We start from the raw sequence: 22744 nt of genomic DNA, 5'->3' as shown, positions 1-22744 counted from the left end.
TCTGGTCGTTCATGTACCTGCCCCGATGCGCGGCCGATGCGCGGCCGACGCGGGGCAGGTACGAGCGGGCCCCGGTCGCGGGGCTGCCGCCGCTGGAGCTGGAGATCAGCGGGTCTCGATGACGACCTTCTCGATGATCACCTCACGCACGGGGCGGTCGGTGCGGGGATTGGTCTCCGTCGTACCGATGGCGTCGACGATCTTCTTGCCGGCGTCGGTGGTGACTTCGCCGAAGATGGTGTGCTTGCCGGTGAGCCAGGTGGTGGCCCCCAGGGTGATGAAGAACTGGGAGCCGTTGGTTCCCGGGCCCGCGTTGGCCATGGCGAGCAGATAGGGCTTGGTGAATGCCAGGTCGGGGTGGAACTCGTCGGCGAACTTGTACCCGGGGCCGCCCGTCCCGTTGCCCAGCGGGTCGCCGCCCTGGATCATGAAGCCCTCGATGACTCGGTGGAACACCGTCCCGTCGTACAGCGGCTTGTTGCTCTTCTGTCCGGTGTTCGGGTCGACCCACTCACGCTCGCCCTTGGCCAACTCCACGAAGTTGGCGACCGTTTTGGGGGCGTGGTCCGGCAGCAGCCGGACCTCGATGTCGCCCTGGTTGGTCTTCAGCGTCGCGAACAGCTCTTCCGCCATGATGATCCTTCGGTATGGGTGCTGCGGGCCCGGCCAGTCTCCCGCCCCGGGCGGAGCGACCCGGGGCAATGACACGGCACCTCACCCGTACGAGTGGTGGGCACGGCGCTGATGCCGGATGGCGCGGTGCAGGGCCTGCGGCGGCGACGGCGGCGCATCGAACTTCCCTACCTCCTGGACGGCACAGGCACAGGCACAGGCACAGCACGGCACGGGCGCAGGACAGCGCCGCGTCAGCCATCAAGTTCTCCGCGCTGACCTGCACAGATCGTGGTTCGGGCGATGTGCGGACCTCGCAGCACACCGCCCCGCCGTCCGATGCTGGGGTCATCACCTCGCCGGGTCGCATCTCTCCCGGCCCTCCCCCGGACGGAAGGACACGCACATGGCCGTACTGCCCGAACTCCTCCACGACGCCGCATCCTTGATGGCCACCGCCGGCCTGATCTACGGAGGTGTCGTGGGCATCGTCGCCCTCATCTCCGTGCTGGCCCGCACCCCGGAACACCGTCGCGACGCACGTGACACCCTCACGATCCTTGTCAGGAAGCAGCGGTCGGGGTGACGGGGGGAGGAGCGGTCGGGACGGCCGGCAGATTCACTGATTCGCCCCACCTCTCCCTTCGGCAACTGTTAGCGTCCTTGTCGTTCCGGAACGTGACCACCATGCCCCGCCGGCGCCTGATCCAGAAAGCGGTAGCCAGGCATTGCCCGAAGCATGCACCCCCGAAGTACCCACTCGCGAAGTACCCACGCCTGAAGTACCCACGCCCGAAGCACGCACTCCCGAAGCGCGTATCCCCGAAGTACGCGCCCCCGCCCCTCCCGAGCCGCGCCCCCACTGGGACCCCCGGTACCGCCCCTGCATCCCCACGCTGATGCTCGACGGCGCCTCCGCTCACCACTCCCTGTGCGCACTCCTCGCCGACGCCGACAAGCTCAGCACCATCGACTGCGCGACCCCCGGCGAGACCGTCGCCGTCATCGAGTACCTGATGGCCATCTGCTTCGCTTCGGGCACCTGCCCCTCCTCGCCCGACGAGTGGCGCGCGTGGATCACCGAGCAGCGCCCGCTCGGCCGGGCCGCCACATGGCTGGCCGACCAACCCGACGCGGCATGGGACCTGTTCCACCCCGAAATACCCCTCGGCCAGAACGCCATGCTCGCCCCGTACATCAATAAAGACGGCACGGGCACAGCCCAGTTGGTCATCGAGCACGCCGGTGACTACAACCAGCACTTCGACCACCACCACCTCGAACACGGCGAACCGCTCCCCGCCGCCGAGGCGTTCCGCGCCCTGCTCACCCAGCACGTGTACGCCCCGTACGGCCGCGCCCGGATGTCCGGCAAGGAACTCGGCCCGGCCATCACCAACTTGGCCGCCGGCCGGCTCAGCGGGCGGATCCGCGTCGTCGCCCTCGGCCGTACGCTCGGCGAGACCCTGCGCCTCAACCTCTATCCGCCGGAATGTCCGCCGGAATGTCCGCCCGAATATCCGCCGGAATATCCGCCCGGATATCCACCCGAAGGCCCCGGCAAGCCCGCCCTCAACACCTCGTGGACGAGCGGCACCATCCCGCGCCGGACCTTCGCCGCGAAGGCCAAGCCCCGAACGCCGACAAGCTCCGCCGACCTCCACAGCGCCCTCGGCCGTTCCATCCTCCTGCGCCCGAACCGGGGCCCGTACGGCCAGATCGTCGTCGACCGCGTCCTGATCGGTGCCGGCGAAGTCCTCGAACTCGACCCGGAACGCCACCTCCAGGACGCCGTACTCAAGGAGATGCTGAACGGCGACGTGAAACCCCTGTGGCCGTCCCCCAGCCGTGCTCTCTGGCGGGACGCGCACGCGCTGTACGGCGCGGTGAAGGACGCCGAGACGGGGCTCTACGCACGGCTCCGCTCCCTGCCGTACGAGAAGAGGGGCATCGGCGCTCCGTACCACCTCTGGGCGGTGGGCCTGCTGGCCAACAAGGCGCTGCCGGTCGCCTGGACGCAGGGCAGCTACCCGTACGCCCCCGGTATGGCCAGGCATTTGCACCACGCGTCGTACCGTGGCTCGACTATCGCGGAGTACGTGGCGGACAGCCTGAAGCGCGCGGCGGTCGTGGCCACGGAGATCGTCTATCCGGCTCTGCGTGCGGCCGACGCAGCCGCGCAGGTGGCGCGCTTCGACGCGCGGTGGAAGTTCTGGCCCGATGCCGCCCAGCCCTTCGACAAGCTCCTCGACGAGGTGATCGAAGGAGGCGCCGTGGACGACGACGATCCGGTATCGACGCCCCTCGTCGCATACGCCCACACCCTCGTCACATCGGCCCGTACCCACCTCACCCACCGCCTCGACTCCCTGCCGCCCAACAATCGGGGGCACCTCGCCCGCGCCCGGGCCGAGCAGCGCTTCGAGGACGACCTGCGGCGGGCCGCCAAGGCCCCGGCCGAACTCCGAGGGGAGACCGCGCATGACTGAGTACGACACCGGCCGTCCCGCCGTCGGGAGCGCAGTCCCGCACGACAGCACCGCCCTCACCGACTGGCTCACCAGCCTCGTCCGCAACCGCGAGTACGGCACCCTCGCCGACCTGCGCCGCGCCCGCAACCCGACCAACGCCCATATCCGGGCGGGCTGGTACGGCGGCGACGCGCACCGCGAGCTGTTCGAGCGGATGGCCTTCCTGTTCGCGATCTACCACCAGGGGCGCCCTGTCCCCTCGTACGGTTACGGCAGCCTCGGCGACGCGGCGCGCCGGATCGGCGACAGCGTCCACCGTGGCCCCGACAACCCGGGCGCGCAGCGCCTGCTGGACCGCGTCGTCGCGAGCCGCCGTATCCCCTGGCGCCACCTCCAGCACACGGTCACCAGGCTCAGGTCCTGCGATCAGGCGCCGCCGTCCTGGATCCGGCTCACCGAGGACCTGACCCAGTGGCACGACCGCAAGGCGCGGATCGCCTATCAGTGGTCGGTCGATTTCCACACCCCGGCGACGCGGAGCGGGGCAGCACAGAGCAAGCAGCAGCAGACACGAAAGGGCGCGACCACGTGACGACCGAGGACGTACGAAGCCAGTTCCTCTCCCTGCACCTCCTCGAAACACTTGTCGCGGTTCTCCCGGTACGAGACGAGAACGGCCAGCCCAAAAGCCTGGTGTACGGCGGCGCCGAACGGCACATGATCACCAGCCAGGCCCGCCGCCGCGCCGAGCGCGTCCACGCCCGCAACCGCGCCAACGCCGGCCTCGGCGCCCTCAAGGGGCGGAGCATGGGCATCAGGACCCGGGAGTGGGCGCTGCTGGCAGCAAGGGAGCTGGAGTCCGCGCACGGCTGGGAGCGGGAGGAGGCCGTTGTCACGGCGCGCGCGGTCATCGAGGCGAGCGGCCTGAAGTTCGGCGATCCGGGCAAGAAGACCGTGGCCAACCTGACGAAGGTCCTGATCTTCGCGCCCGCCGACGCGGGCGCGAGAATCGCCGCACACATCGCGGCACACGTGGACGAGCTCGGCGAATGGCGCGACGAGTACCTCCGGGCGCAGGCGGCACAGGCGGAGGCAGCGAAGAAGCCCCGCCGGGGAGCGAAGAAGAAGGCGGACGTACCGCCGACCGAGGACGAGAGCGCCACGGAAAGCGCCACAGAAAGCGCCACAGAATCCGCCGCGGAATCCGCCACCGCGAAGCTCCCGCCCCTCCCGCCCCTCCCCAAACCCACTCGCGACGCGGTCCTCCTCGCCATCGCTCCCCGCGACGCCGTCGACATCGCCCTCTACGGACGTTTCCTCGCCGAGATCGCGGACTCACCGAACGTCGACGGCGCGGTCCAGAGCAGCCACGCCTTCACCGTGCACGAAGCGGAACAGATCGACGACTTCTACGCAGCCGCCGACGACGCGAAACTGGACCGTAAGCGGAACGCCCTCAGCTTCCTCGACGCGGCGGACGACGCGGGCGCCGGCATGACGGGATACCAGTCCCTGATCTCCGGGACCTTCTACCGGCACGCCGTTCTCGACCGGATTCAGCTCCGCACCAATCTGCGCGTGGCCGGAATGACGGAGGCCGAGGCGGAGGAAGCCGCCGACGACGCCGAGAAGGAGTTCGTGAACGCCTTCGTGGAGGCGTTCCCGGAGGCCAAGAAGAACTCCACCGCCTCCACCGGCTCGCTCCCCGCGCTGGTGCTCGCGTTCGAGGGTGAACGCCCCTACAACTACGCCGCTGCCTTCCAACTCCCGGTGGACGAAGCCCCCGAGAGCGCGGGCGGTAATGGCCCGGCGGGCCCTGCGGCGGTCCGCAGGCTGCTGCGCCACCACGCCTTCGTCAGCCGCCGCCGTGAGGATCTGCGTACCGCACGGGTCCTGACCTACGACCCCCGGATCGACGATCTCCTGGGAGAGCCGGGCATGGCGGCGTCCGCGTCCGTGACCGTGGTGGAGAGCATCGAGGCCCTCACCCCATGACTTCGTCGTCCCCCATCCCCGAGGCGCACGTTCTGCTCATCCGGCTGGCCGGCCCCCTCCAGTCCTGGGGTGTGGCCAGCCGCTTCGCTCACCGCGACACCCACTCCCGGCCCACCAAGTCCGGTGTGATCGGGCTGTGCGCCGCCGCCCTCGGCCTCGACCGGGACGAGCCGCTCGGCGAACTGGCCATGGCCCTCTTCGGCGTACGCGCCGACCGCCCCGGCACCCCGCTCCGCGATTACCACACCGTCGGCGGAGGAACGTACCCGCTCCGCCCCCGTGACCTCGCCACGGACCACCGCCGGGCGGCGGCGGTGGCGGCGGAGACGGACACAGGCACGGACGGAGCCGCGAGTACGGCCACCCCGGCCGCCCCCGAGCCGTCCCCCTTCGGCCGCCAAGCGCTGGAAGCCTGGTACGGGGCGCCGAAGAAGATCGCCGCCGACCCGGTCTCGGGTGCCCTCGTCTCGGGAGAGGTACGCCGCCATGCCATGCTCACCGAGCGCTGGTACCTCGCCGACGCAGCCTTCCTCGTAGGTCTCCAGCACCCCGACCGCGCCCTCCTGGAACGGGTCGCACACGCCCTGGAGTACCCGAAGCGGCTGCTCTGGCTCGGCCGCAAGTCCTGCCCGCCGTCAGGTCAGTTGGCCGTGGGTATCGAACAGGGCACGCTGGAGGAGGCGTTCGGAAGCAAACCCCTCCTCCCTGCCGAGGGCCTCGCCCCCGCCTCGGCGACGGACAACCGCCCCTGGGCCTGGATCGAGAGCCCGCGCCCCCTTCCCGGGGTCGGCCCCGTCCACGACCAGCCCGTACGGTACGACGCGAACGGCCCTGCCCACAGCATGCGTTGGGAGACCCGCCACCGCGTCACCATCGCTCCGCACGCCAGCGAATGGGACATCATCCGGTGAACGAGACCACGCCCGCCACGCCCACCACACCCCCGACCACCCCCGTTCCCCCCGCCACAACTGCCAGGTTCGTCGCCACGCACACCCTGCTGGCGCTGGACGCCCGCCACCCGTATGCGGCCAAGTCCCTCATCGACGCCCAGGACATGCACCGGACCGTCATGAGCGGCTTCAAGGGCTGGGTGGACGACGGCAGCCGGGACGCCCGTTCCCAGATGGGCGTCCTGTCGACCTGGACCGTCGACCTCCGGCGGGCCCAGCTCTCCCTCGTGGTGCAGTCCGGCGTCCCCGGCGACTGGAGCGGTGTGCCCCGGGCCGCGCTCGCCGAGAAACCGCACACCCTCACCATCGACCGCACCTTCCGCACCGGCGACAAGGTCGACTTCCGCGCCGTCGTCAACCCCGTACGCAGCCGTCCGCCCGCACCGGGTTCCCCCGAGAAGACGCGGGGCGTACGGGTCGCGCACACCACCCCCGAACACGTGAAGACGTGGTTCGCCCGGCGCCTCCAGCCGCTCGGTGAACCCGCCGTCGCGCCCGACGGGGTGACGCGCATCGGCGCCGACGCCGATACCGACCGGCTGGCGCTCCGTATGCTTCCCAAGGTCTCAAGTCCGGCGCCCCACAAGGGGCTTCGTATTGCTCGCGCGGAGATCAAGGGCACTCTCACCGTCACGGACCCGGGAGTGTTCGTGGCCGCTCTCGCCCGAGGCATCGGCCATGCCCGCGCGTACAGCTGCGGCCTGATCCTGGTGCGGTGACGACGGCGCGCCGTCGTCTCCCCGTATGAAACGTTCTACCTCGACGTTCTGTCCGAGTCATTGACGCTCAGCCGAAGGCTGCCCTACCGTCCCCCACGGCGCGATTGAAACCTTTCATCAGTTGACGGGGATCGGTACCGGCCCTCCGAGGGAGACTCGATGAACGACGGCCCGCACAGCCGCAGACACGTCCTTCAACTCGGCGCCAGCGCTGTGGCAGCCGCTGCCACAGCGGGCGCCACCTCCTGGGGACCGGCGTACGCCGCGCAGCAGCCCGATCCGACCTCCCCGACACCGACCTCCCCGACACCGACCTCCCCGATCGCCCCAGCCGATGCCTACTCCCCCACCCGTTTCGCCCACCCCGGCACCGGCAGCATGCCGCTGATCCTGTGGTTCTGGAACGGCACCGTGACCCCCGCCCTCGTGGACAGCGACCTCGCGGACATGCGGGACAAGGGCGTGACCGAAGTCCTGGTCTTCCCCTTCGACACCCCGGCCCTGCGCCCCGCGTTCTTCACCGAGGCGTGGTTCGACATCATCGAGCACACACTCCGCGAGGCGGACCGCCACCACATGCGTCTGTGGCTGTTCGACGACGACTTCTTCCCGAGCGGCCGGGCGGGCGGGTACGTGGTGAACGGCGGCCGGGTCGGCGACCGCGTCTACCGGCCGCGCCCGGACCTGCGGGCCAAGAGCCTCGTCCGGAGCAGCGTCGAGGTCACCGGCGGTACGGTCGTCCAACTCACCACCCGCGCGCTGTCGGTCACCGACGGACGGCTGACGGTGGACGCAGCCGCGTACGACGGGGTCCGGGTCCTGAAGACGGGCACCGACTGGACGGACTGTACGGTCACCGCCACCGTCCGCGTCGAGCGAGGCACCGCCGGTCTGATGGTGCGCTGTTCGGACGCCCGCAACGGCTATCTGGCCGATCTGCGCGCGGACGGCGGCCTCGACATCTGGCGCCAGCGGGACGGCGGTTTCACACTGCTGCACCGGGGCGACGCCACGCCGGGATTCGACGCCGCGGCCGACCACACACTCACACTCTCCCTGCGCGGGCCGGTCATCACACCGTCCCTCGACGGCGCCGCCCGTACGCCCGTGAGCGACACGGCGTACGCCACCGGCACCGTCGGCGTACGCGCCACCGCCACCCAGCGCTCCTCCTGGGACAGCCTCACCGTCACCGACCCGGCCGGCGCACCCCTCTACACGCAGACCTTCGAAGTCCCGTCCGCGGTAAACGAGTTCGAGACACCGGCGGCCTTCGGTGAGGTGGTCGCCGCCGCGGCCCGCCCGGCGGGCGCCACCGGGGAGGGTACGGTCGCCAGGATGATCGACCTCACCGCCGCCGTTCACGCAGGTGGCGGCGGCGGCGACGGAGGCGGCGGCGACGGCGTCTGGACCGCGCCCGCCGGCCGGTGGCAGGTCGACATCCACACCGCCCGGCCGCTCGCGGATGCCACCGGCAGCCGGCGGAACTACCTCGACCTTCTTGACGATGAGGCCGTGGACCTCTTCCTGGACATCGTGCCCGGCGAGTACGTACGCAGGTTCCCGTGGGCAGTGGGCGGTGTCCTGCGCGGATTCGCCGACGACGAGCCCTTCGTGGCGTCGGCGGACGCGGGCTGGGGACAGCCGCCCTGGTCCCCGAGCCTTCAGCAGGAAATCGGCCGGCTCACCCCGGACCGCCCGACCCCGGACCGCCCGACCCCGGACCGCCCGACCCCGGACCGCCCGACCCCGAAAGCGGGCCTCGGCCTCGGGATCGTGCTCTCCGCAGTCCTCGACGACCTGGGCGACACGGGAAACCGCCTGCGCGGCATCTTCTGGCGCGCGGTCTCCAACCGCTTCTCGGCCGCGTACTACCAGCGCCTCGGCGCGTGGACGGGCGAGCGGGGGCTCGACGTCATCTCCAACCCGCTGTGGGACGAGTACGGCCCGGCCGAGCAGGTCAGGAGCACCGGCAACCTCAACACCGCACACCAGTGGGCCCAGATACCCGGCACCGACCTGATCTTCGACCACTACCAGCGCGGCTACCACCGCATCCTCCCGCGCTGGCCCGCGAGCGCGGCCCATCAGACCGGGCGCCCCCGCGTCTATCTGGAGGCCATGGGCGGTACGGGGTGGAGCGTGACGCCGGCCCTCACCCGCGAGGTCATCGGGGCGTTCGTCGTCCGTGGCGTCAACAAGGTGCTCCTGCACGCCCGGTTCTCCGACCGGAACGACATCGTCTTTCCGCCGCCGTTCCAGCAGGCCAGCCCGTGGTGGGACCTCTCCCGGCCGCTCAACGAGTGGATCGGCCGCGTGGTCGAGACGGCCCGCGCCACGGCCAAGGCCCACACCGCGCTGCTCCAGCCCCAGCGCGCAGCGGAATCCGTACAGGACAGTCCCCAACAGACCACCCTCGACGAGGAGTTCATAGCAGCCGTCCACGCCCTGGAGGACGTCCAGATCGACTTTGACCTCCTGGACGAGGGCGCGCTGGACCGGGACCCGGCCCTGATCGAGCACGCCCGGCCGCGTGGCTCCCGGCTGGTTGTGGGGCGCCAGGAGTACGGCATCGTCGTCCTGCCGCACACGCCCGTACTGTCGGTAGGAGCCGTGGAGTCGCTTTCCGCCTTTGTCGCAGGCGGCGGTGTTCTGGTGGCGGTGGGCGAGTTGCCGGAACGCGAACCGGCAGGCAGGGAAGACCAGTTGGCGCGGTCCCTGGAGAGACTCTTCTCCAGCGGTCGACAGCAGGGGGCGGCACACCGCGCGAAGGACCCTGCGGAGGCGGCGGCGATCGTCGCGGCGGCCGGCGGGACCGCCGCCACACTGGCGCCCGCCACCCCCGACGTCCGGGTGCTGCGCCTGGAACGCGGCGGCCGGCAGTCGTTCCTCCTGCACAACGAACGGCCGGAGGCGGTACGGCTGACCGCGACCTTCCCGGCCGTCGGCGTACCGGAGATCTGGAACCCGGACACCGGCGAGACCACGGCGGCCGGCGTGTGGCGCACGGCACCGTACCCGTCCAGCACACGATCGGCGCACGGTACGGCCGTACCCCTGACGCTCGAACCGAAGGCGACGCTGGCGGTGGTCTTCCGCCCCCCGACCCACATATCGCCCCCGCACGCGGTCGAGTCGAACGCCCCGGTGGAGGCCCTGACGATCGACGGCCCCACCGGCGGGACCGCGACCGTACGGGTCTCCCACGCCACGACGGTCCGGATCAAGGCCCGGCACGGCGAGCGCCGCTACGCCGGAACCCTCACCACCGCCGACCCGCTGACCGCCGTACCACTGGACGGCGACTGGAGCTTCCGCTTTGAAGGCGACGGCGACGGCGACCGCGACGGTGCCGGCGAACAGACCACCAGCCGCCCACTCGGCACCTGGACGGACCTGCGCCCCTCCCACTCCGGCTCGGCCGTGTACGAACACCGCATCACCCTCGACGCGCGCACTCTCGCAGGCCGCCTCTGGCACCTCGACCTGGGGGAGGTACGCGACGTAGCCGAGATCACCGTCAACGGCGTCCAACTCCCCACCCGTCTCTGGGCGCCCTACCGCGCGGACGTCACCACGGCCCTGCGCGCGGGCGCCAACTCCGTCCGCGTACGGGTCACCAACACCGGCGCCAACGCCCGTGGCGAAAAGGTGACTTCGGGCCTCCTGGGCCCGGTAGCCCTCCACCCAGAACGCCGCGTACGGGTCCCCCTCTCCCGTACCCCGGACCGGCTCTGAGGCGGCCGGTCCGGTGCCGGAAACGGCAGCTCAGGCACAACTGGATCTTCCAGCAGGCGAATTGGCGACGGCGAGCCGCCGCGACCGGGCTCGGATCCGCACGGGACTTCGGTACTCTCGGCGGGTGAACGCTTCCGGATGCGTTCAGCACAGCTCTCCTGGAAGGACGCCAGAACAGTGCGGGCTCCGCTGCCACACCGGTCAAAGGGCCCGTCGGCGATCGCCGCGGCGTCCGCCGGCGTCACCGGGCCGCGCTTCGGTTCCGAGTCCGGTTCGGGGTCCGGTTCCGAGTCCGGCCAGGAGCCAGGGCCGGAACCGGAGGCCGTGGCACCGCCGATATCCGCGGCAGCGGCGGCGTTCGTCGCGGAGCTCAACGTAACCCCGCCGGACCGTACGACAGCCGCAGCCGCAGCCGCAGCCGCAGCCGGTACGGCCAAAGCCACCCCCGGGCCCGCGGCCGGGCCCCAAGCCGAGCAACCCCGGCGGCGGCTGCCCCGGGCGGCGCTGCTGGCCGGCGCCGGAGTGGCCGGGGTCGCGCTGATAGGCGGTGCACTCTTCGCGGTTGGATCGAGCAACGGTGGCGCGCGGCAGGCGGCGACGGGCGCCGTAGCGGATGACGCGCGGGACAGTGCCCCGCGGGAGAGCACGCCGCCCCGGCCCGGCTCGTCCCCCTCGCCATCCCCTTCGCCGTCGGCGGACGACACAAGCGCGTCACCGAGCACACCGGCCACACCATCCGCCAAGGGATCCGCCACGGCATCGCCCACGGACGCCCGTACCGGCCCGGACACACCGCCCCAGCCGTCCGCCACCCATCCTGCCGCCGCCCCACCCGGTGGCGACGGTACCCACACAGGGTCGGGCGGCAGCGAGAACAGCATCTCCTGCGGCAGCGCCGCGGGCTCCGGAGCGATCACCGGCTACTCCGTCTGCGTATCCTCCGCCGGGTTCGTCGCCCTTCAGGTGACCTTCAACGGCTCACAGCGCTTCCGTCACGCCTTCTTCAACACCGACGGCGACCCCTCGACCGGCTACCAGCTACCCCACCCGTCGCACGCGGCCCTCGGCGCCGACTACATGATCGAAAACGGCGTCCTCTACCGGAGCCGCTCAACCAGCTGGAAATGGACCAAGGTCGCGACCCACGGCACGCAGACGGTCAGCGGCTCCACCTACACCTGGACTCTGCCCCTGAGCGCGCTCGGCTCACCGACCGCGACACAACGGGTGGTATTCAACGCCGGAACCGACTACACGCCAGTGATCACCTTCAGCCCGAAGTAGCGCCTCCACGGGCCCCGTTGCTCAGCGCGTGGCGCCCGGCGGCGGGAGCGGAGCGATCTCGCGGTCGAAGAAGTCGGCGTACGTCTCTCCCCGCGCATAGAGCGCGTCGAAGCCCGCCGAGGTCTCCGCGATCAACTCCGGGTCGGTGTAGTGGTCGGCCCCGGCCGCGTTTCCGTCGCTGTCGTACCGCACCTCGAACATCGCCACACCGCCGAGGATCACCACCTCGGGGACATCGCGCCGCTTCTCGATGTCCGCGATCGTCCTGGCGTCGAGCAGCCGGATCCGGTCTCCCACCTCGACCCGCAGGCGAAGCACATGCAGTTCCCACTGCACATAGGGAGTCACCGGGAATTCCACCACGCGGAGGCGGCGCTGCATAACTCCGAGCCGGTCTACTTCCTCGACCTGCCGGACGTAGGCGTCGCGCCTCTCCTCGATGAGCGAAAGTGCCTCGTCCCAGCGCCCGGCCGCGAATGCCTCCCAGCTCGCGAAGCCGCGTTCCTTGAAATTCTGGCCGCGCTCCAGCTTGTTGAGACGGTCAATTCCACTCTTGAGGGTGCGGTAATACTCCTCGTGGTAATGAGGGCGGTCCAGGCGCGTCGAAATTCCGTGGGGGAATGAATCAAACATTGGGAATATCCGGTTTCGTCGCGATGAGCATGCTCCTGGGGATCACCACGAGCCGCTCGTCGGGGCCGATCGAGACTCCTGCGGGCAGTTTCGTGCCGAGAGAACTCGATAAGTCCCGTCCGATGATCGCTACATCGCCATTGCCCAGCTCCCACATGTCGGGGCAGTCGGGGGTGTCCGAGGTGACGCCCAGCTCCTGCGGCGATGTGCCGATCCGTCGCAGGAATGTCGTCTCCGGATCCGCTTCCCATGGTCTCGCCATGACCGCCTCCCTCTGTTCGGGCCCGAATGAACAACGCTATCAGCGTGAGTGAAAATGACGATCGGTTTTCGCACGGAATTCGAAAGAAACAGGCCATCTCGACCGAGTGGAACCTATGAGCGGTTTCCGCGCCCCCGGAATCGCGGTATCGACGCTCGGGGGTTCGCTGCGTAAAGTTGTGGCTGAGGCGCCTGAGTTCGAAGGTTCGAGGGTTCGAAGTGCCGAGGGTTCGAGGGTTCGAGGGGTTCGGGGGAGAGACGCATGGATCCGGAGATCAGCTCACTCGCTCAGAGCGGCGGAGCCACGTTGGTCACCTTGATGGCGACGGACGCCTGGCAGGCGGCCCGACAGGGATTCGTCGAGCTGTGGCGACGCGTGCATCCGCAGCGCGCAGAAGCGGTCGCCGCCGAACTGGACGCGGGCTGCACGGAGGTACGGGCCGCCGCCGCGACCGAGGACCACGAGGTACTGAGCGAGGTCCGAGCCGAGTGGCAGGGCAGGCTGCGCCGGCTGCTCGTCGCCCGGCCCGAGGCCGCCGCGGAGCTGCGCCGACTGCTGGACGAGATCGCGCCGCCGGCGCCGACGGCGGACGCGCCGGGCGATGGAGGCCGCCCAGACCGCCGGAATGACGGTCTCCGGGGCGGCGAGACGTCACGCCGAGGACAGCTGTGCCGCGATCTCCTTGACCCAAGTGCCGGTCCTAGACGGGTCGTTGAGGGAGTTGGCCCACTCGTCCTGGGTCATCCGGTGCTTGGCGGGGCCTGATTTGAGAGCGATGAGAAGGGCTCTGGCCGAGTCCCGCATCTCGGCCGTTGTGCTGCCGCTTCCCTTGATGTCCGGGCCCGCCGCCAGTCCGTAGAGTTTGCGCGCCATGGCCTCGCGCTCCCCGTTCTCCACCTTCTTCCAGAACTTCAGCGCCTCCTTCAGCGCGTCCTCGCGGGAGGCGGGCTCCGCCGGGGTCTCGTCCGCCGACCAGCGTTCGGGGTGGCGGGCCCCGTCGTAGCGCTTCTTGCCCGCGCGGCCCGCCTTGTACGCGGTGACGCCGAGGATGAGACCGGCCGCACCCGCGGCGAGGCCCCAGCCGACCGGGTTGCTCGCCAGTCCTGCCCCTCCCGCCGTGGCGGCGACCGCCGTGACGATGCCGCCCGCGGCCTTCGTGGACTCACCCACGGCGGTGAACGCCTGCTTGCCCAGCTTGTTGCGCTGCTTGCCGAGCGCGTACGTGTGCACCGTATCCATCGTGTTCACGTCTTCGGCGCGCCGAACGTCCCTGGCGGCGTTACGGGCGTCACCCATCGCCGCCCAGGCCGTATCGATGGCCTCGGACACGCGCTCCAGCCTGTCCGCGCCCTCGTGGCCCCAGTGGGTGTCCAGCGCGACGTACGCCTCGGCCGCGGCCCATTCGGCCTCCTGCCGCGCCTGGTTCAGCCGGGCCAGCGCTTCCGCGTCGGTGCGTTCGCCGGGCTTCGGGAGCCCCTTCAGGGCACGGTACTTACGGGCCGTCAGCCCAAAACGCCCCGCCGCACGGACGCCCTTGACCGCGCCGACCACACCGGAGCCGATACCGCTCGCCTCGCACGCTGTCGCGGCGTTCGCCACCTTCTGGGCCTTGGTCAGCTCCTTGGCGATATCGAGGACGTAACTCCCCGAGCTGGCGGCGCCGATGACCGCGTCGGCCGTTTTGGAGTTGGCCTTCTTGTCCGCTCCGTGGAAGGCGGCCCCGCTCTTGTGCTTCTTGGCGTCCTTCTTGGCTTTGACCGCCTCCATGCCACTGAGTAAGGCGCCGGCGCTCTCCGTGACGAGGTTCTCCGACGCGGCGGCGGTCCCCGAGGCGGCGGCGGAGTGTTTGAGGCCGCTGTTGACTGTGGCGGAGGCTTGCTGGGAGAAACCCGCGTTGGCAGGCACCTGGACGCCCTTGACGAAGGTGTCGATGAATTCGAGATGCGTCTTGAGCTTGCCGAGGGCCGCGGAGATCCGGTCGCGGTAACTCTTGGCCCCGTTACCAGCGTTGCTGCCCTCAGGCGCCGGCACCGTCCCCTTCCCCTTCCCCTTCCCCTTCCCCTTGCCCTGTCCCTTCCTCTCTCCCCCCGCTGCGTCCCTGGCACGCTGCACCGCCACAATCGCGGCGCGGTTGCCGGCACGGGACTGGACGTCGAGGAGGGCACGCTGAGCCGCATTTCCAGCCGAACTCCCGCCCCGCAGCAGCTGGGTTGGCGTCGGGGCAGCCACGGGCTGCCGGTGTGAGGTGCGGTGAATCGTGGTGCTCATGGACGTGCCTCTCCTGCGCCGGACCAGGGCGAGTGGAGAGTAGCCAGGCAGGGCTAACGGAAGGGGTGCAGCGAGAGAATTCTGCCTGGTCAGTTGGGGTGGGCCAGGGGCAGCGGTTCAGGAGCGGAGCCCAACTCGTGCCCGGCCTGAGTGCTCATGGGGCCTGGGACGGCTCGTGGTGGTCGGGGCTTCCGGCTGCCGGGGGCGCCGCTGCGCGGCAGCCGCCGCAGCACCCCGGTTCCGGGCCGCGGAAGGCGCGGTCGCAGCGGTCGCAGTTACGGAGGGGATGCCGGACGGCGCCCGCGGCGGCCGGCGCGCGGAACGGTGGCGGCGGTGGCAACTGATTGGTCAGGCGGTACGCCAGCAGAGCGGCCGGACGTCGCGGGCCGCCGGGTGGGAGGTCGGCGCTGAGGGCGTGGCATACGGCGGCGGGCGCGACGTCGCGCTCCAGCCAGGCCGCGACACCGGGGGCCAGATGGGCGGTGTCGCAGGCGGAGAGAAACAGCCGCGGGTCGTGGACGCGCAGGTCGGCGAGGACGGCGGTGGCCGCAAGGAGCAGATCCGGGGACGAGTAGCCGGGCTGGGGTACGTCGGGCAGGGGCGGCTTCTTGCGTGGCGCGGGACGGGCGGGCGCGGCGCACGCGTCAGAGGTCGCGGTATCCGCCGGGGCTGCCGGAGGCGCCTGCGGACGCGAGACACGGACCGACGCGGCAGCGGTACGAACCCCCGCCCCCGCCCTCGCCCCCGCCCCCGCCCTTGCCCCCGCCCCCGCTCCCGCCCCCGCGCTGCCACGGTGCCGGGCGGACGCGGGCTGGTTGCAGGAGATCGTACGGGTGACGATCCGGCCACCGGGGGTACGTTCGCGAAGCCGCCGCAGGTAGCCGTGGGCCTCAAGTTCCCGCAGCCCGGCGGCAATACGCGTCGGCCCCTCGGGAAACCGCCCCGCGAGGGTCTTGATATCCACACGAGCCCCGGTGGGCAACGACTGGATGTGCAGCCCGAGGCCCATGGCGACCAGCGACAACTTGTCATGCTGGGCGAGGTGGTTGCCGATCACGGTGAAGCGGACGGTGTGGCGGGAGTTGTCGTGCTCGATACCGGCGGGATGCACGTCCGGGGCAGGAGCGGCCGATGGCCGAACACCGGGACGCGGATTAGCCCGTGAGGGGCGCTGTCCGCCAAGTAAGCCAGACGAGGCGTGCGGGGGCGCGCTAATGTCGTGAGTATCCATCAGGAAGCTTGCTTCTTCCTCGTTGGTCAGGCCCTCGATCGGGATTCTGAGTCCCGGCCGGGGGCCGACGTATGTCTGCGGCGGTGTGCCTTTGTCACGCAGAGCGTAAGGCAGCCGAGGCACACCAAATCCACCAAAACCAGGGATGTTCACCCGCCCGAGTGACTGTGTGCGATGGGCGGGTGGGGTGGGGCTTGGTGGGGGTTCTTTCTCCTCTCAAGTCCTTGGAAAAGAGACCACCGGCCCCACCGAAACCCGACGGATCAAGTTCCGGTCGCCCACCCTCACCAGCCACCCCCACCATCCACCCCCACATCAAGTAATCAGAAAAATGCGTACGGTTACTGTCCGGCGCTTGTCCGGTGCTGTCTTGGCTGTCCGGACGGTTCCTACGGGTAGAGCGTGAGCGCGCCGAGGAACGGCGCGACCGGACAGGAGGAACGGGCGAATGTCGGTGGACGGCGAGGCGGAACGGCCCAGGGACGAGACGGACGAACCGGGTTGGGAGGTGGACCCGGACGACGAGTGGGGCGTGGCCGTCATCACCACGGTCGGACGGCAGTTGAAACTGCGCCGGGAGGCAACGGGAATGCGCACCGGCGAGTTCGGGAAGGCCGTCGGCTACAGCGAGGACATGGTCTACAAGATCGAAAGCGGAAAGCGCATTCCCCGGCAGGACTTCCTGACCAGGGCCGACGAGGTGCTGGGCGCGGAGGGGCTCATCGCGGCGACGTGGGAGGACGTCAAGAAGGTCCGGTACCCGAAGAAGGTACGGGCGCTGGCCAAGCTGGAGTCCGAGGCGGTCGAGATTGGACTGTACGAGTGCAACATCATCGCCGGGCTGTTGCAGACGCCGGAGCACGCACGAGCCGTGATCGCGGCAGCGCAGCCGCCGTACTCGCCGGGCGATGTGGAACGGATGGTGGCGGCGCGTCTCGCCCGGCAGTCGATCTTCGAACGCGACCCGGCTCCCGCGCTCAGCTTCGTCCTGGAAGAGGGGGTTCTGCGGCGTCCCATCGGGGGCACAATGGTCTGGCGTCTACAGCTCGAACGTCTGTTGGAGACAGGCCGATTGCACAACGTCGTGCTTCAAGTGATGCCGGCCCACTGCACCGCCCACTCCGGCCTGGACGGCAGGATTGAGATGCTGAAGTTCGCGGACGGCAGGGCCGTGGGGCGCTCCGATGGCGCGTTCAACGGCCGACCGACCTCCGAACTCAAACACTTGCGCATCCTTGAGCTGCGCTATGGCACCATCCGGGCTCAGGCGCTCTCGCCAGGGGAGTCGCTGGCCTTCATCGAGCAACTGCTGGGAGAAACATGATCCGCAAGACCACTGCCGGGGACGCCTCCGGGCTGGCGTGGTTCAAGAGCAGCTACAGCGGCGGCAACGACGGCACCTCCTGCGTCGAGATCGCGACCACCCCCGGCACCGTACACATCCGCGATTCCAAGAACCTAGAAGGCCCCCACCTGACCCTCGCCCCCGCCGCCTGGACGAACTTCGTCCCGTACGCCGTGGAAGCCTGACACCTCACCTCACCACGCCAACGTGTCAACGCCAACGTGTTCAGTCCGCGGAGCGCCCCTCGCGCTCGACGGTGCGGAACCGGCCGGGGGAGATGCCGTACTCGCGGCGGAAGATGGCGCCGAACGCGAACTCCGTGCACGAAGCAGGGCGCGAAAGCAATGACCGAGGCGACAGTTGAGAACCACTTCGACGCGACGCTCCCCGCCTACGAGCGGTGGGGCCGGCCGTGCTCGGAGCTGTTCTCATGGGCAGCGCTCGACGGAGCCGCACTCCCCGCCGGCGCGGCCGTTCTGGACGTATGCGCGGGGATGGGCGCCCTGGCAGTCCCGGCGGCCGAGCGGGGACACACCGTACTGGCGGTCGACACCACCCCGGCGCCGATCGGGCGCGCGAACGAGCGCCTGGAGCCGTACTCCCACGGCTCCGCCGAGGTGATGAACGCGCTGGACCTGAAGTACGGCGACAACGAGTTCGACGCGGCGTTCTCCGTGTTCGGGGTCGTGTTCTTCGGACCCGGAATCGGGAAGGTACTCACCGAGATGGTCCGGGTGGTACGACCGGGCGGCGTGACCAGCATCGTGAACTGGGCGACTCCCATGGGCGCGCTGTTCTTCCTCCCCGTGGCCCGGACAAGGAGACCAAACGTGCCACCGACGCTGCCGAGCAGGCATACCGCGCTGGCCTGGTGGGTGCTCGTTACCATGCGGTGATCGCGGTGATCGCGGTGATCGCGGTGATCGCGGTGGTCTCTGGGCTGATCGTCCAGGCGTCGTTCCTCGCGGTCATCGGTTTCGGCGGGGCGCTCGTCGCCACTGGCGCGCTGGATTTCGCTGCCCTGATCGCGTTCCTGCTGTATCTGTTCAACCTCGGGGCCGCCGCCGCAAGTCGTCCTGAAAGAAGTGGAGTTCGCCTACCGGGGTCGTTCCCATACCCTGAAGGGGACCAGTTTCACCGTGCCGGGCGGCGCCATCACTGCGATCGTCGGTTCATCCGGATCGGGAAAGACCAGGGTGTTCTCTCTCATCCAGCGCTTCTATGACATGGACGGCGGCAGCATCTGCCTGCACGGGACAGATATTTGCTTCCTCAGCCGCGCTGAGCTCCGACGTCGTCGCCTACGTCGAGCAGGACTCCCCGACGCTCGCGGGCACTCTCCGCGAGAACCTCCTCTACTCGGCGCCCGACGCCACCGATGAGGCCACTGCGGAGGTGTTGCGCAAGACCCTTCTCGATGAACTCGTCGCGGGACTCACGAACGGACTCGGTACCGAAGTGGGCTCGCGTGGTCTCGCGCTCTCCGGTGGCGAGCGCCAACGGCTCGCCATCGCACGGGTGTTGCTCCGCGAACCACAGGTTCTGCTGAGAGGAACGAGCTCTACCGCGAGCTTGCCGCGAATCAGCTGGCTGCCAACTGCTGATGAATCACGTAATCCCTGAGCTGGTCCGTCATCATCCGAACAGCTGGTGCTGGAAAGCCAGTTCTGGCAAAACTCAAGGAATCACCCCATGAAGGACACATCCCATCCCCCCATCGGGGACACACTCTTCGGTGAGATCACGGTCCGACAGGATGGTCAGGAACGCTTGGAGGTCGAGGGCGAGGGTATTCCCCGCGTGGCCATCGAGCGTGACCTTGAGTCGGAGGTGGACCCGCAAACCGCCATTGGTACGCGGGATCCGTCCTTCCTGGCCATGACGATCGACGGCAGAGAGGTGGTGCTGAAGCCGGCCAAGGGCCGTTTCGCCAGGCGTTCGTACCGGGTGGACGTGGAGTACGACGGGGCAAGATACTGCTTGGTCCCGGATTCCGTTCCCAGCAGTCGGCTGACCCGCGACGGTACGCACCTCGGTGATTTCATGTCCGACGGCGATGAGATCGTCATCGCCGAGTGGTTACCGGACGTCGATATCCGACCCGCGGACGCGGCGGTCGGATACGCCTTGGCTTCGGCGTTCGGCACCGGTGGCCAGCCCATGTGGATGATGCTCGTTGACGGCGTGAGCGCCGCGCTCCCCTCGTAACGTACGGGGGAGGCCGGCATCGGTGCGGGGCATGCCTCGAACGGATTCCGCGGTACGCCCAGCCGCGGTCCCGCATACAGAGAAGTCCCCACCGGGCCCGGCTGGTGGGGACTTCGTCGATGTCAGACGACGCTGCGGGATGCGACCCGAAGGCTCCTGATGTCGTCCGAGTAGAGGTGAGAGACGATTGCGGCCTCGAACCGTGACTTGAGGTGAAGCTTGCGCACGATTGAGGCGGACTGCTGGCCAGGAAGATCGCTGTCAGCTTGTTGCACCCTTGATATCAACTTCGTGCCAGCGGCGCTGGTGAACCGACGACTCCCAAGAGACCCGGGAAACGAGTCAGGGACCCGACCCGCGATGCGGATCAGGCCCCTGACCTGGTCTTACGGCTGTCGGGGTGGCGGGATTTGAACCCACGACCTCTTCGTCCCGAACGAAGCGCGCTGCCAAGCTGCGCTACACCCCGATGTCGCTCGTCTCGCTGCGACATCGATTACTTTAGCCCACCGCTGGCCGGAGACGAAATCCGGTTTCGGGGCCGTGGCCGGGGGCAGGGGTGACGTCCGTGACGGGGCCGGGGCAGCGCCGTGGCCCGGGTCAGGGGCGCGCCGTCAGGGTCAGGAGGGTGACCTCGGGGGGGCAGGCGAAGCGGATCGGGGTGTAGCGGTTGGTGCCGCAGCCCGCCGAGACGTGGAGGTAGGCGGTGTGGCCGGCGGCCTCGTGGGTGGAGAGGCCCTTCACGCGGTCCGTGTCGAGGTCGCAGTTGGTGACCAGCGCCCCGTAGAAGGGGATGCACAGCTGGCCGCCGTGGGTGTGGCCCGCCAGGATCAGCGGGTAGCCGTCCGCCGTGAAGGCGTCCAGGGAGCGCAGGTACGGGGCGTGGACCACGCCGATCGAGAGGTCGGCGTCCGGGTCGGGGCCGCCCGCCACGCGCTCGTACCTGTCGCGCTTGATGTGCGGGTCGTCCACGCCGGTGAAGGCGATCTCGCGGCCGTCGAGCTTGAGCCGGCCGCGGGTGTTGTTGAGGCCCACCCAGCCCGCCGCGTCGAACGCGTCGCGCATCGGCTCCCACGGGTTGTGGACAGCGGCGACGGCGGGGGCGTTGCCGTTCAGGCCGTGGCGGCCCTGGGCCCTCTCCATGAGGTAGCGGGCCGGGTTGCGCAGCTTCGGGCCGTAGTAGTCGTTCGAGCCGAAGACATAGGCGCCAGGGAACTCCATCAGCGGCCCCAGCGCGTCCAGTACCTCGGGCACGGCGTCCGGGTCCGAGAGGTTGTCGCCGGTGTTGACCACGAAGTCCGGCCGGAGCCCGGCCAGCGACTGGAGCCAGCGCCGCTTCTTGCCCTGCCCGCTCACCATGTGGATGTCGGAGACCTGGAGAACCCGCAGGTCCCGCATGCCGCGCGGCAGCACCGGCACGGAGATCCTCCGCAGCCTGAACGAGCGGGCTTCGAATCCGGCGGCGTAGGCGACACCGGCGACGCCGGCCGCAGCGAGACCAGCGGTGATTTTCAGGGGAATCCCGTAGCGTGCGCGCATGCGCCCATCGTCGCAGACTCCTACGGGCGGGTAATCCGCGGGCGGGCCCGGCACCGCACCTGCCACACTTGCCCCATGACCAGCCTCAAGTCCAAGCTGAAGGAAGACCTCACCGAAGCCATCAGGGCGCGCGACGAGCTCCGCTCCGCCACGCTCCGGCTGACCCTCACCGCGATCACCAAGGAGGAGGTCGCGGGCACCACGCCGCGCGTGCTCTCCGACGACGAGGTGCAGAAAGTGATCGCCCGGGAGTCGAAGAAGCGCCGTGAGGCGGCGGAGGCGTTCGCGAAGGGCGGCCGTGCCGAGCAGGCCGAGCGGGAGAAGGCCGAGGGCGTGCTCCTCGACGCGTATCTGCCGCAGCAGCTGAGCGACGAGGAGCTGGGCGAGATCGTCGCCCAGGCCGTGAGCGAGGCGAAGGCCGCCGGCGCCGAGGGGCCGCGCGCGATCGGTGCCGTCATGAAGATCGTGAACCCGAAGGTGGCCGGCCGCGCGGACGGCGGCCGGGTCTCCGCGGCGGTCAAGCGCACGCTCGCGGGCTGAACCGAAGGCATCCCGCGCGGCAGGTACGCCGCCGGGCATCCGCGGCAGGTACGCCGCCGGGCATCCGTGCGGCAGGTACGCCGCCGGCCCGGCCCTGTGCGGCGCGGTTCCGTATCATCCCGTTCTGTCTGGACCTGTCCGTACGTCGCGAGCGCAGCGCGCGGGGCGAGGCGCAGCACGCGCCCCGCCCCGCGCACACCTCTTTTAGTAGTACGGCGTGCAGACCTTGGATCCGCTCGACGGGATCGCGCAGGCCCGCATCTTCGACGTGGACGGGTTGTAGTACATCGGGGTCCGGGTGACGTACGAATTCGTGTCGATCTTCGCCGTCCAGGCGCTCGCCCCGGCGGCCGTCGAGCCCAGGTTCGTCGTACAGGACGTCCCCGCGCTGTTGCAGCGCTCCACCGTGATCCGGTAGCTCGGCGAGCTGGGCACGAGTCCTACGTATCCGATCCGGCCCCAGCTGTACTGGTCCCCGTCGGTCTTGCCCCAGCGCAGTTCGATGTAGGTCGAATTCCCGAGGTCCTCGTAGTACGTGGTGACGGGGCCGGACTGCCACGTCTGGATGTTGGGGTCGTGGCCGTCACACCCGGAACCCGCGCAGGCGGCGGCGTAGGCCGAACCCGGGGCCGCGACGCTCAGCGTGAGTGCCGCCAGAAAAGTGCCGAACAGGACCCCTGCTCCTGAGCTGCGCAGTTTCATGTGTCTCCCCTGTTTTTTGACCATGAACGATCACAACGGGCGAGACTCTCGCAGGGGCGGGGCCGCCCTGTACAGATGCTCGGGCAGGTTGGCGCGAAAACGACGGCGGCGGGGGGGGGTGGGGGGGACCCCCCCCCCCCCGCCGCACCGAAAAAACCCAAATACAAACCCAGGAGAAAACCCCGCCCGGAAAACCGATCTAGGGAAAAGACAACGAGTTAAAACACTAAAAAAAAACTCGATG

At 69.7% G+C, this 22744-nt stretch carries 21 protein-coding genes, 1 tRNA gene and 1 pseudogene; 15 read left to right on the top strand and 8 right to left on the bottom strand.

Going from position 1 to position 22744, the window contains the following annotated elements; genetic code table 11:
- Window positions 1-105: 105 nt before the first annotated feature.
- On the bottom strand, window positions 106-633 hold the full coding sequence (locus AB0389_RS22795; RefSeq protein WP_366397289.1) for a peptidylprolyl isomerase: 528 nt from the start codon (window positions 631-633) through the stop codon (window positions 106-108).
- Between the two features lie 385 nt (window positions 634-1018).
- Between AB0389_RS22795 and AB0389_RS22790 the strand changes: the two genes are divergently transcribed.
- The 8 genes from AB0389_RS22790 (at window position 1019) to AB0389_RS22755 (ending at window position 11772) form a co-directional block, all read left to right on the top strand.
- Window positions 1019-1198 (top strand): hypothetical protein, encoded by a 180-nt coding sequence (locus AB0389_RS22790; protein ID WP_366397288.1) that lies wholly within the window; start codon window positions 1019-1021, stop codon window positions 1196-1198.
- A gap of 232 nt (window positions 1199-1430) precedes the next feature.
- Complete coding sequence (locus AB0389_RS22785; RefSeq protein WP_366397373.1) at window positions 1431-3101, top strand: type I-E CRISPR-associated protein Cse1/CasA; 1671 nt, start codon at window positions 1431-1433, stop codon at window positions 3099-3101.
- Entirely contained in the window at window positions 3094-3675 is a 582-nt protein-coding gene (gene casB / locus AB0389_RS22780; protein WP_366397287.1) for a type I-E CRISPR-associated protein Cse2/CasB, read from the top strand. The genes AB0389_RS22785 and casB overlap by 8 nt, the downstream gene beginning before the upstream one ends.
- Entirely contained in the window at window positions 3672-5078 is a 1407-nt protein-coding gene (locus AB0389_RS22775; protein WP_366397286.1) for a type I-E CRISPR-associated protein Cas7/Cse4/CasC, read from the top strand. The genes casB and AB0389_RS22775 overlap by 4 nt, the downstream gene beginning before the upstream one ends.
- Entirely contained in the window at window positions 5075-5989 is a 915-nt protein-coding gene (gene cas5e, locus AB0389_RS22770; RefSeq protein WP_366397285.1) for a type I-E CRISPR-associated protein Cas5/CasD, read from the top strand. The genes AB0389_RS22775 and cas5e overlap by 4 nt, the downstream gene beginning before the upstream one ends.
- On the top strand, window positions 5986-6750 hold the full coding sequence (locus tag AB0389_RS22765; protein ID WP_366397284.1) for a type I-E CRISPR-associated protein Cas6/Cse3/CasE: 765 nt from the start codon (window positions 5986-5988) through the stop codon (window positions 6748-6750). Before cas5e ends, AB0389_RS22765 begins: the two co-directional genes overlap by 4 nt.
- Window positions 6751-6909: 159 nt before the next feature.
- Window positions 6910-10488, top strand: a complete 3579-nt coding sequence (locus AB0389_RS22760; RefSeq protein WP_366397283.1) for a glycosyl hydrolase — start codon at window positions 6910-6912, stop codon at window positions 10486-10488.
- 138 nt (window positions 10489-10626) lie between these two features.
- Window positions 10627-11772 carry a hypothetical protein gene (locus tag AB0389_RS22755; RefSeq protein ID WP_366397282.1) on the top strand — a complete coding sequence of 382 codons (1146 nt, stop codon included), beginning with the start codon at window positions 10627-10629 and terminating at the stop codon, window positions 11770-11772.
- 21 nt (window positions 11773-11793) lie between these two features.
- On the opposite strand, the gene AB0389_RS22750 is transcribed toward AB0389_RS22755, so the two are convergent.
- From AB0389_RS22750 to AB0389_RS22735, 4 genes are all read right to left on the bottom strand, one after another.
- A complete protein-coding gene (locus AB0389_RS22750; RefSeq protein WP_366397281.1) occupies window positions 11794-12405 on the bottom strand; it encodes a DUF6879 family protein in 612 nt (203 codons plus the stop codon).
- On the bottom strand, window positions 12398-12667 hold the full coding sequence (locus AB0389_RS22745; protein WP_366397280.1) for a hypothetical protein: 270 nt from the start codon (window positions 12665-12667) through the stop codon (window positions 12398-12400). The genes AB0389_RS22750 and AB0389_RS22745 overlap by 8 nt, the downstream gene beginning before the upstream one ends.
- Window positions 12668-13318: 651 nt before the next feature.
- Window positions 13319-14698: a hypothetical protein gene (locus AB0389_RS22740; protein ID WP_366397279.1), complete on the bottom strand. Its 1380-nt coding sequence runs from the start codon at window positions 14696-14698 to the stop codon at window positions 13319-13321.
- A 391-nt stretch (window positions 14699-15089) separates the two neighbouring features.
- Entirely contained in the window at window positions 15090-16166 is a 1077-nt protein-coding gene (locus AB0389_RS22735; RefSeq protein ID WP_366397372.1) for a helix-turn-helix domain-containing protein, read from the bottom strand.
- A 448-nt stretch (window positions 16167-16614) separates the two neighbouring features.
- Between AB0389_RS22735 and AB0389_RS22730 the strand changes: the two genes are divergently transcribed.
- The 6 genes and pseudogenes from AB0389_RS22730 (at window position 16615) to AB0389_RS22705 (ending at window position 19719) form a co-directional block, all read left to right on the top strand.
- Window positions 16615-17490 carry a helix-turn-helix transcriptional regulator gene (locus AB0389_RS22730; RefSeq protein ID WP_366397278.1) on the top strand — a complete coding sequence of 292 codons (876 nt, stop codon included), beginning with the start codon at window positions 16615-16617 and terminating at the stop codon, window positions 17488-17490.
- Complete coding sequence (locus tag AB0389_RS22725; RefSeq protein ID WP_366397277.1) at window positions 17487-17696, top strand: DUF397 domain-containing protein; 210 nt, start codon at window positions 17487-17489, stop codon at window positions 17694-17696. Before AB0389_RS22730 ends, AB0389_RS22725 begins: the two co-directional genes overlap by 4 nt.
- A gap of 159 nt (window positions 17697-17855) precedes the next feature.
- Window positions 17856-18407, top strand: coding sequence for a class I SAM-dependent methyltransferase (locus tag AB0389_RS22720; protein ID WP_366397276.1), 552 nt, complete (start codon window positions 17856-17858; stop codon window positions 18405-18407).
- Window positions 18404-18736, top strand: coding sequence for a hypothetical protein (locus tag AB0389_RS22715; RefSeq protein WP_366397383.1), 333 nt, complete (start codon window positions 18404-18406; stop codon window positions 18734-18736). Before AB0389_RS22720 ends, AB0389_RS22715 begins: the two co-directional genes overlap by 4 nt.
- Window positions 18651-19134, top strand: a pseudogene (locus AB0389_RS22710) (ATP-binding cassette domain-containing protein). Before AB0389_RS22715 ends, AB0389_RS22710 begins: the two are co-directional and overlap by 86 nt.
- A gap of 69 nt (window positions 19135-19203) precedes the next feature.
- Complete coding sequence (locus AB0389_RS22705; protein ID WP_366397275.1) at window positions 19204-19719, top strand: hypothetical protein; 516 nt, start codon at window positions 19204-19206, stop codon at window positions 19717-19719.
- 395 nt (window positions 19720-20114) lie between these two features.
- Here AB0389_RS22705 and AB0389_RS22700 read toward each other — a convergent pair.
- Window positions 20115-20188 (bottom strand) — tRNA-Pro (locus tag AB0389_RS22700).
- Between the two features lie 131 nt (window positions 20189-20319).
- Window positions 20320-21258, bottom strand: a complete 939-nt coding sequence (locus AB0389_RS22695) for a metallophosphoesterase (protein ID WP_366397274.1) — start codon at window positions 21256-21258, stop codon at window positions 20320-20322.
- 75 nt (window positions 21259-21333) lie between these two features.
- Between AB0389_RS22695 and AB0389_RS22690 the strand changes: the two genes are divergently transcribed.
- Complete coding sequence (locus AB0389_RS22690; RefSeq protein WP_366397273.1) at window positions 21334-21798, top strand: GatB/YqeY domain-containing protein; 465 nt, start codon at window positions 21334-21336, stop codon at window positions 21796-21798.
- 204 nt (window positions 21799-22002) lie between these two features.
- Here AB0389_RS22690 and AB0389_RS22685 read toward each other — a convergent pair whose 3' ends face one another.
- Entirely contained in the window at window positions 22003-22500 is a 498-nt protein-coding gene (locus AB0389_RS22685) for a hypothetical protein (protein ID WP_366397272.1), read from the bottom strand.
- Window positions 22501-22744 lie beyond the last annotated feature (244 nt).

The sequence above is a fragment of the Streptomyces sp. NPDC093109 genome (assembly GCF_040701725.1).
Taxonomy (GTDB): Bacteria; Actinomycetota; Actinomycetes; order Streptomycetales; family Streptomycetaceae; genus Streptomyces.
Note: the sequence above shows the minus strand (reverse complement) of the source record. Positions and strands in the feature narration are given on the sequence as shown.

Coding starts and splice junctions, on each gene's coding strand:
- AB0389_RS22795 (WP_366397289.1), bottom strand. CDS start 633: ATGGCGGAAGAGCTGTTCGCGACGCTGAAGACCAACCAGGGCGACATC.
- AB0389_RS22790 (WP_366397288.1), top strand. CDS start 1,019: ATGGCCGTACTGCCCGAACTCCTCCACGACGCCGCATCCTTGATGGCC.
- casB (WP_366397287.1), top strand. CDS start 3,094: ATGACTGAGTACGACACCGGCCGTCCCGCCGTCGGGAGCGCAGTCCCG.
- cas5e (WP_366397285.1), top strand. CDS start 5,075: ATGACTTCGTCGTCCCCCATCCCCGAGGCGCACGTTCTGCTCATCCGG.
- AB0389_RS22760 (WP_366397283.1), top strand. CDS start 6,910: ATGAACGACGGCCCGCACAGCCGCAGACACGTCCTTCAACTCGGCGCC.
- AB0389_RS22755 (WP_366397282.1), top strand. CDS start 10,627: ATGCGTTCAGCACAGCTCTCCTGGAAGGACGCCAGAACAGTGCGGGCT.
- AB0389_RS22750 (WP_366397281.1), bottom strand. CDS start 12,405: ATGTTTGATTCATTCCCCCACGGAATTTCGACGCGCCTGGACCGCCCT.
- AB0389_RS22745 (WP_366397280.1), bottom strand. CDS start 12,667: ATGGCGAGACCATGGGAAGCGGATCCGGAGACGACATTCCTGCGACGG.
- AB0389_RS22735 (WP_366397372.1), bottom strand. CDS start 16,166: ATGGATACTCACGACATTAGCGCGCCCCCGCACGCCTCGTCTGGCTTA.
- AB0389_RS22730 (WP_366397278.1), top strand. CDS start 16,615: ATGTCGGTGGACGGCGAGGCGGAACGGCCCAGGGACGAGACGGACGAA.
- AB0389_RS22725 (WP_366397277.1), top strand. CDS start 17,487: ATGATCCGCAAGACCACTGCCGGGGACGCCTCCGGGCTGGCGTGGTTC.
- AB0389_RS22720 (WP_366397276.1), top strand. CDS start 17,856: ATGACCGAGGCGACAGTTGAGAACCACTTCGACGCGACGCTCCCCGCC.
- AB0389_RS22705 (WP_366397275.1), top strand. CDS start 19,204: ATGAAGGACACATCCCATCCCCCCATCGGGGACACACTCTTCGGTGAG.
- AB0389_RS22695 (WP_366397274.1), bottom strand. CDS start 21,258: ATGCGCGCACGCTACGGGATTCCCCTGAAAATCACCGCTGGTCTCGCT.
- AB0389_RS22690 (WP_366397273.1), top strand. CDS start 21,334: ATGACCAGCCTCAAGTCCAAGCTGAAGGAAGACCTCACCGAAGCCATC.
- AB0389_RS22685 (WP_366397272.1), bottom strand. CDS start 22,500: ATGAAACTGCGCAGCTCAGGAGCAGGGGTCCTGTTCGGCACTTTTCTG.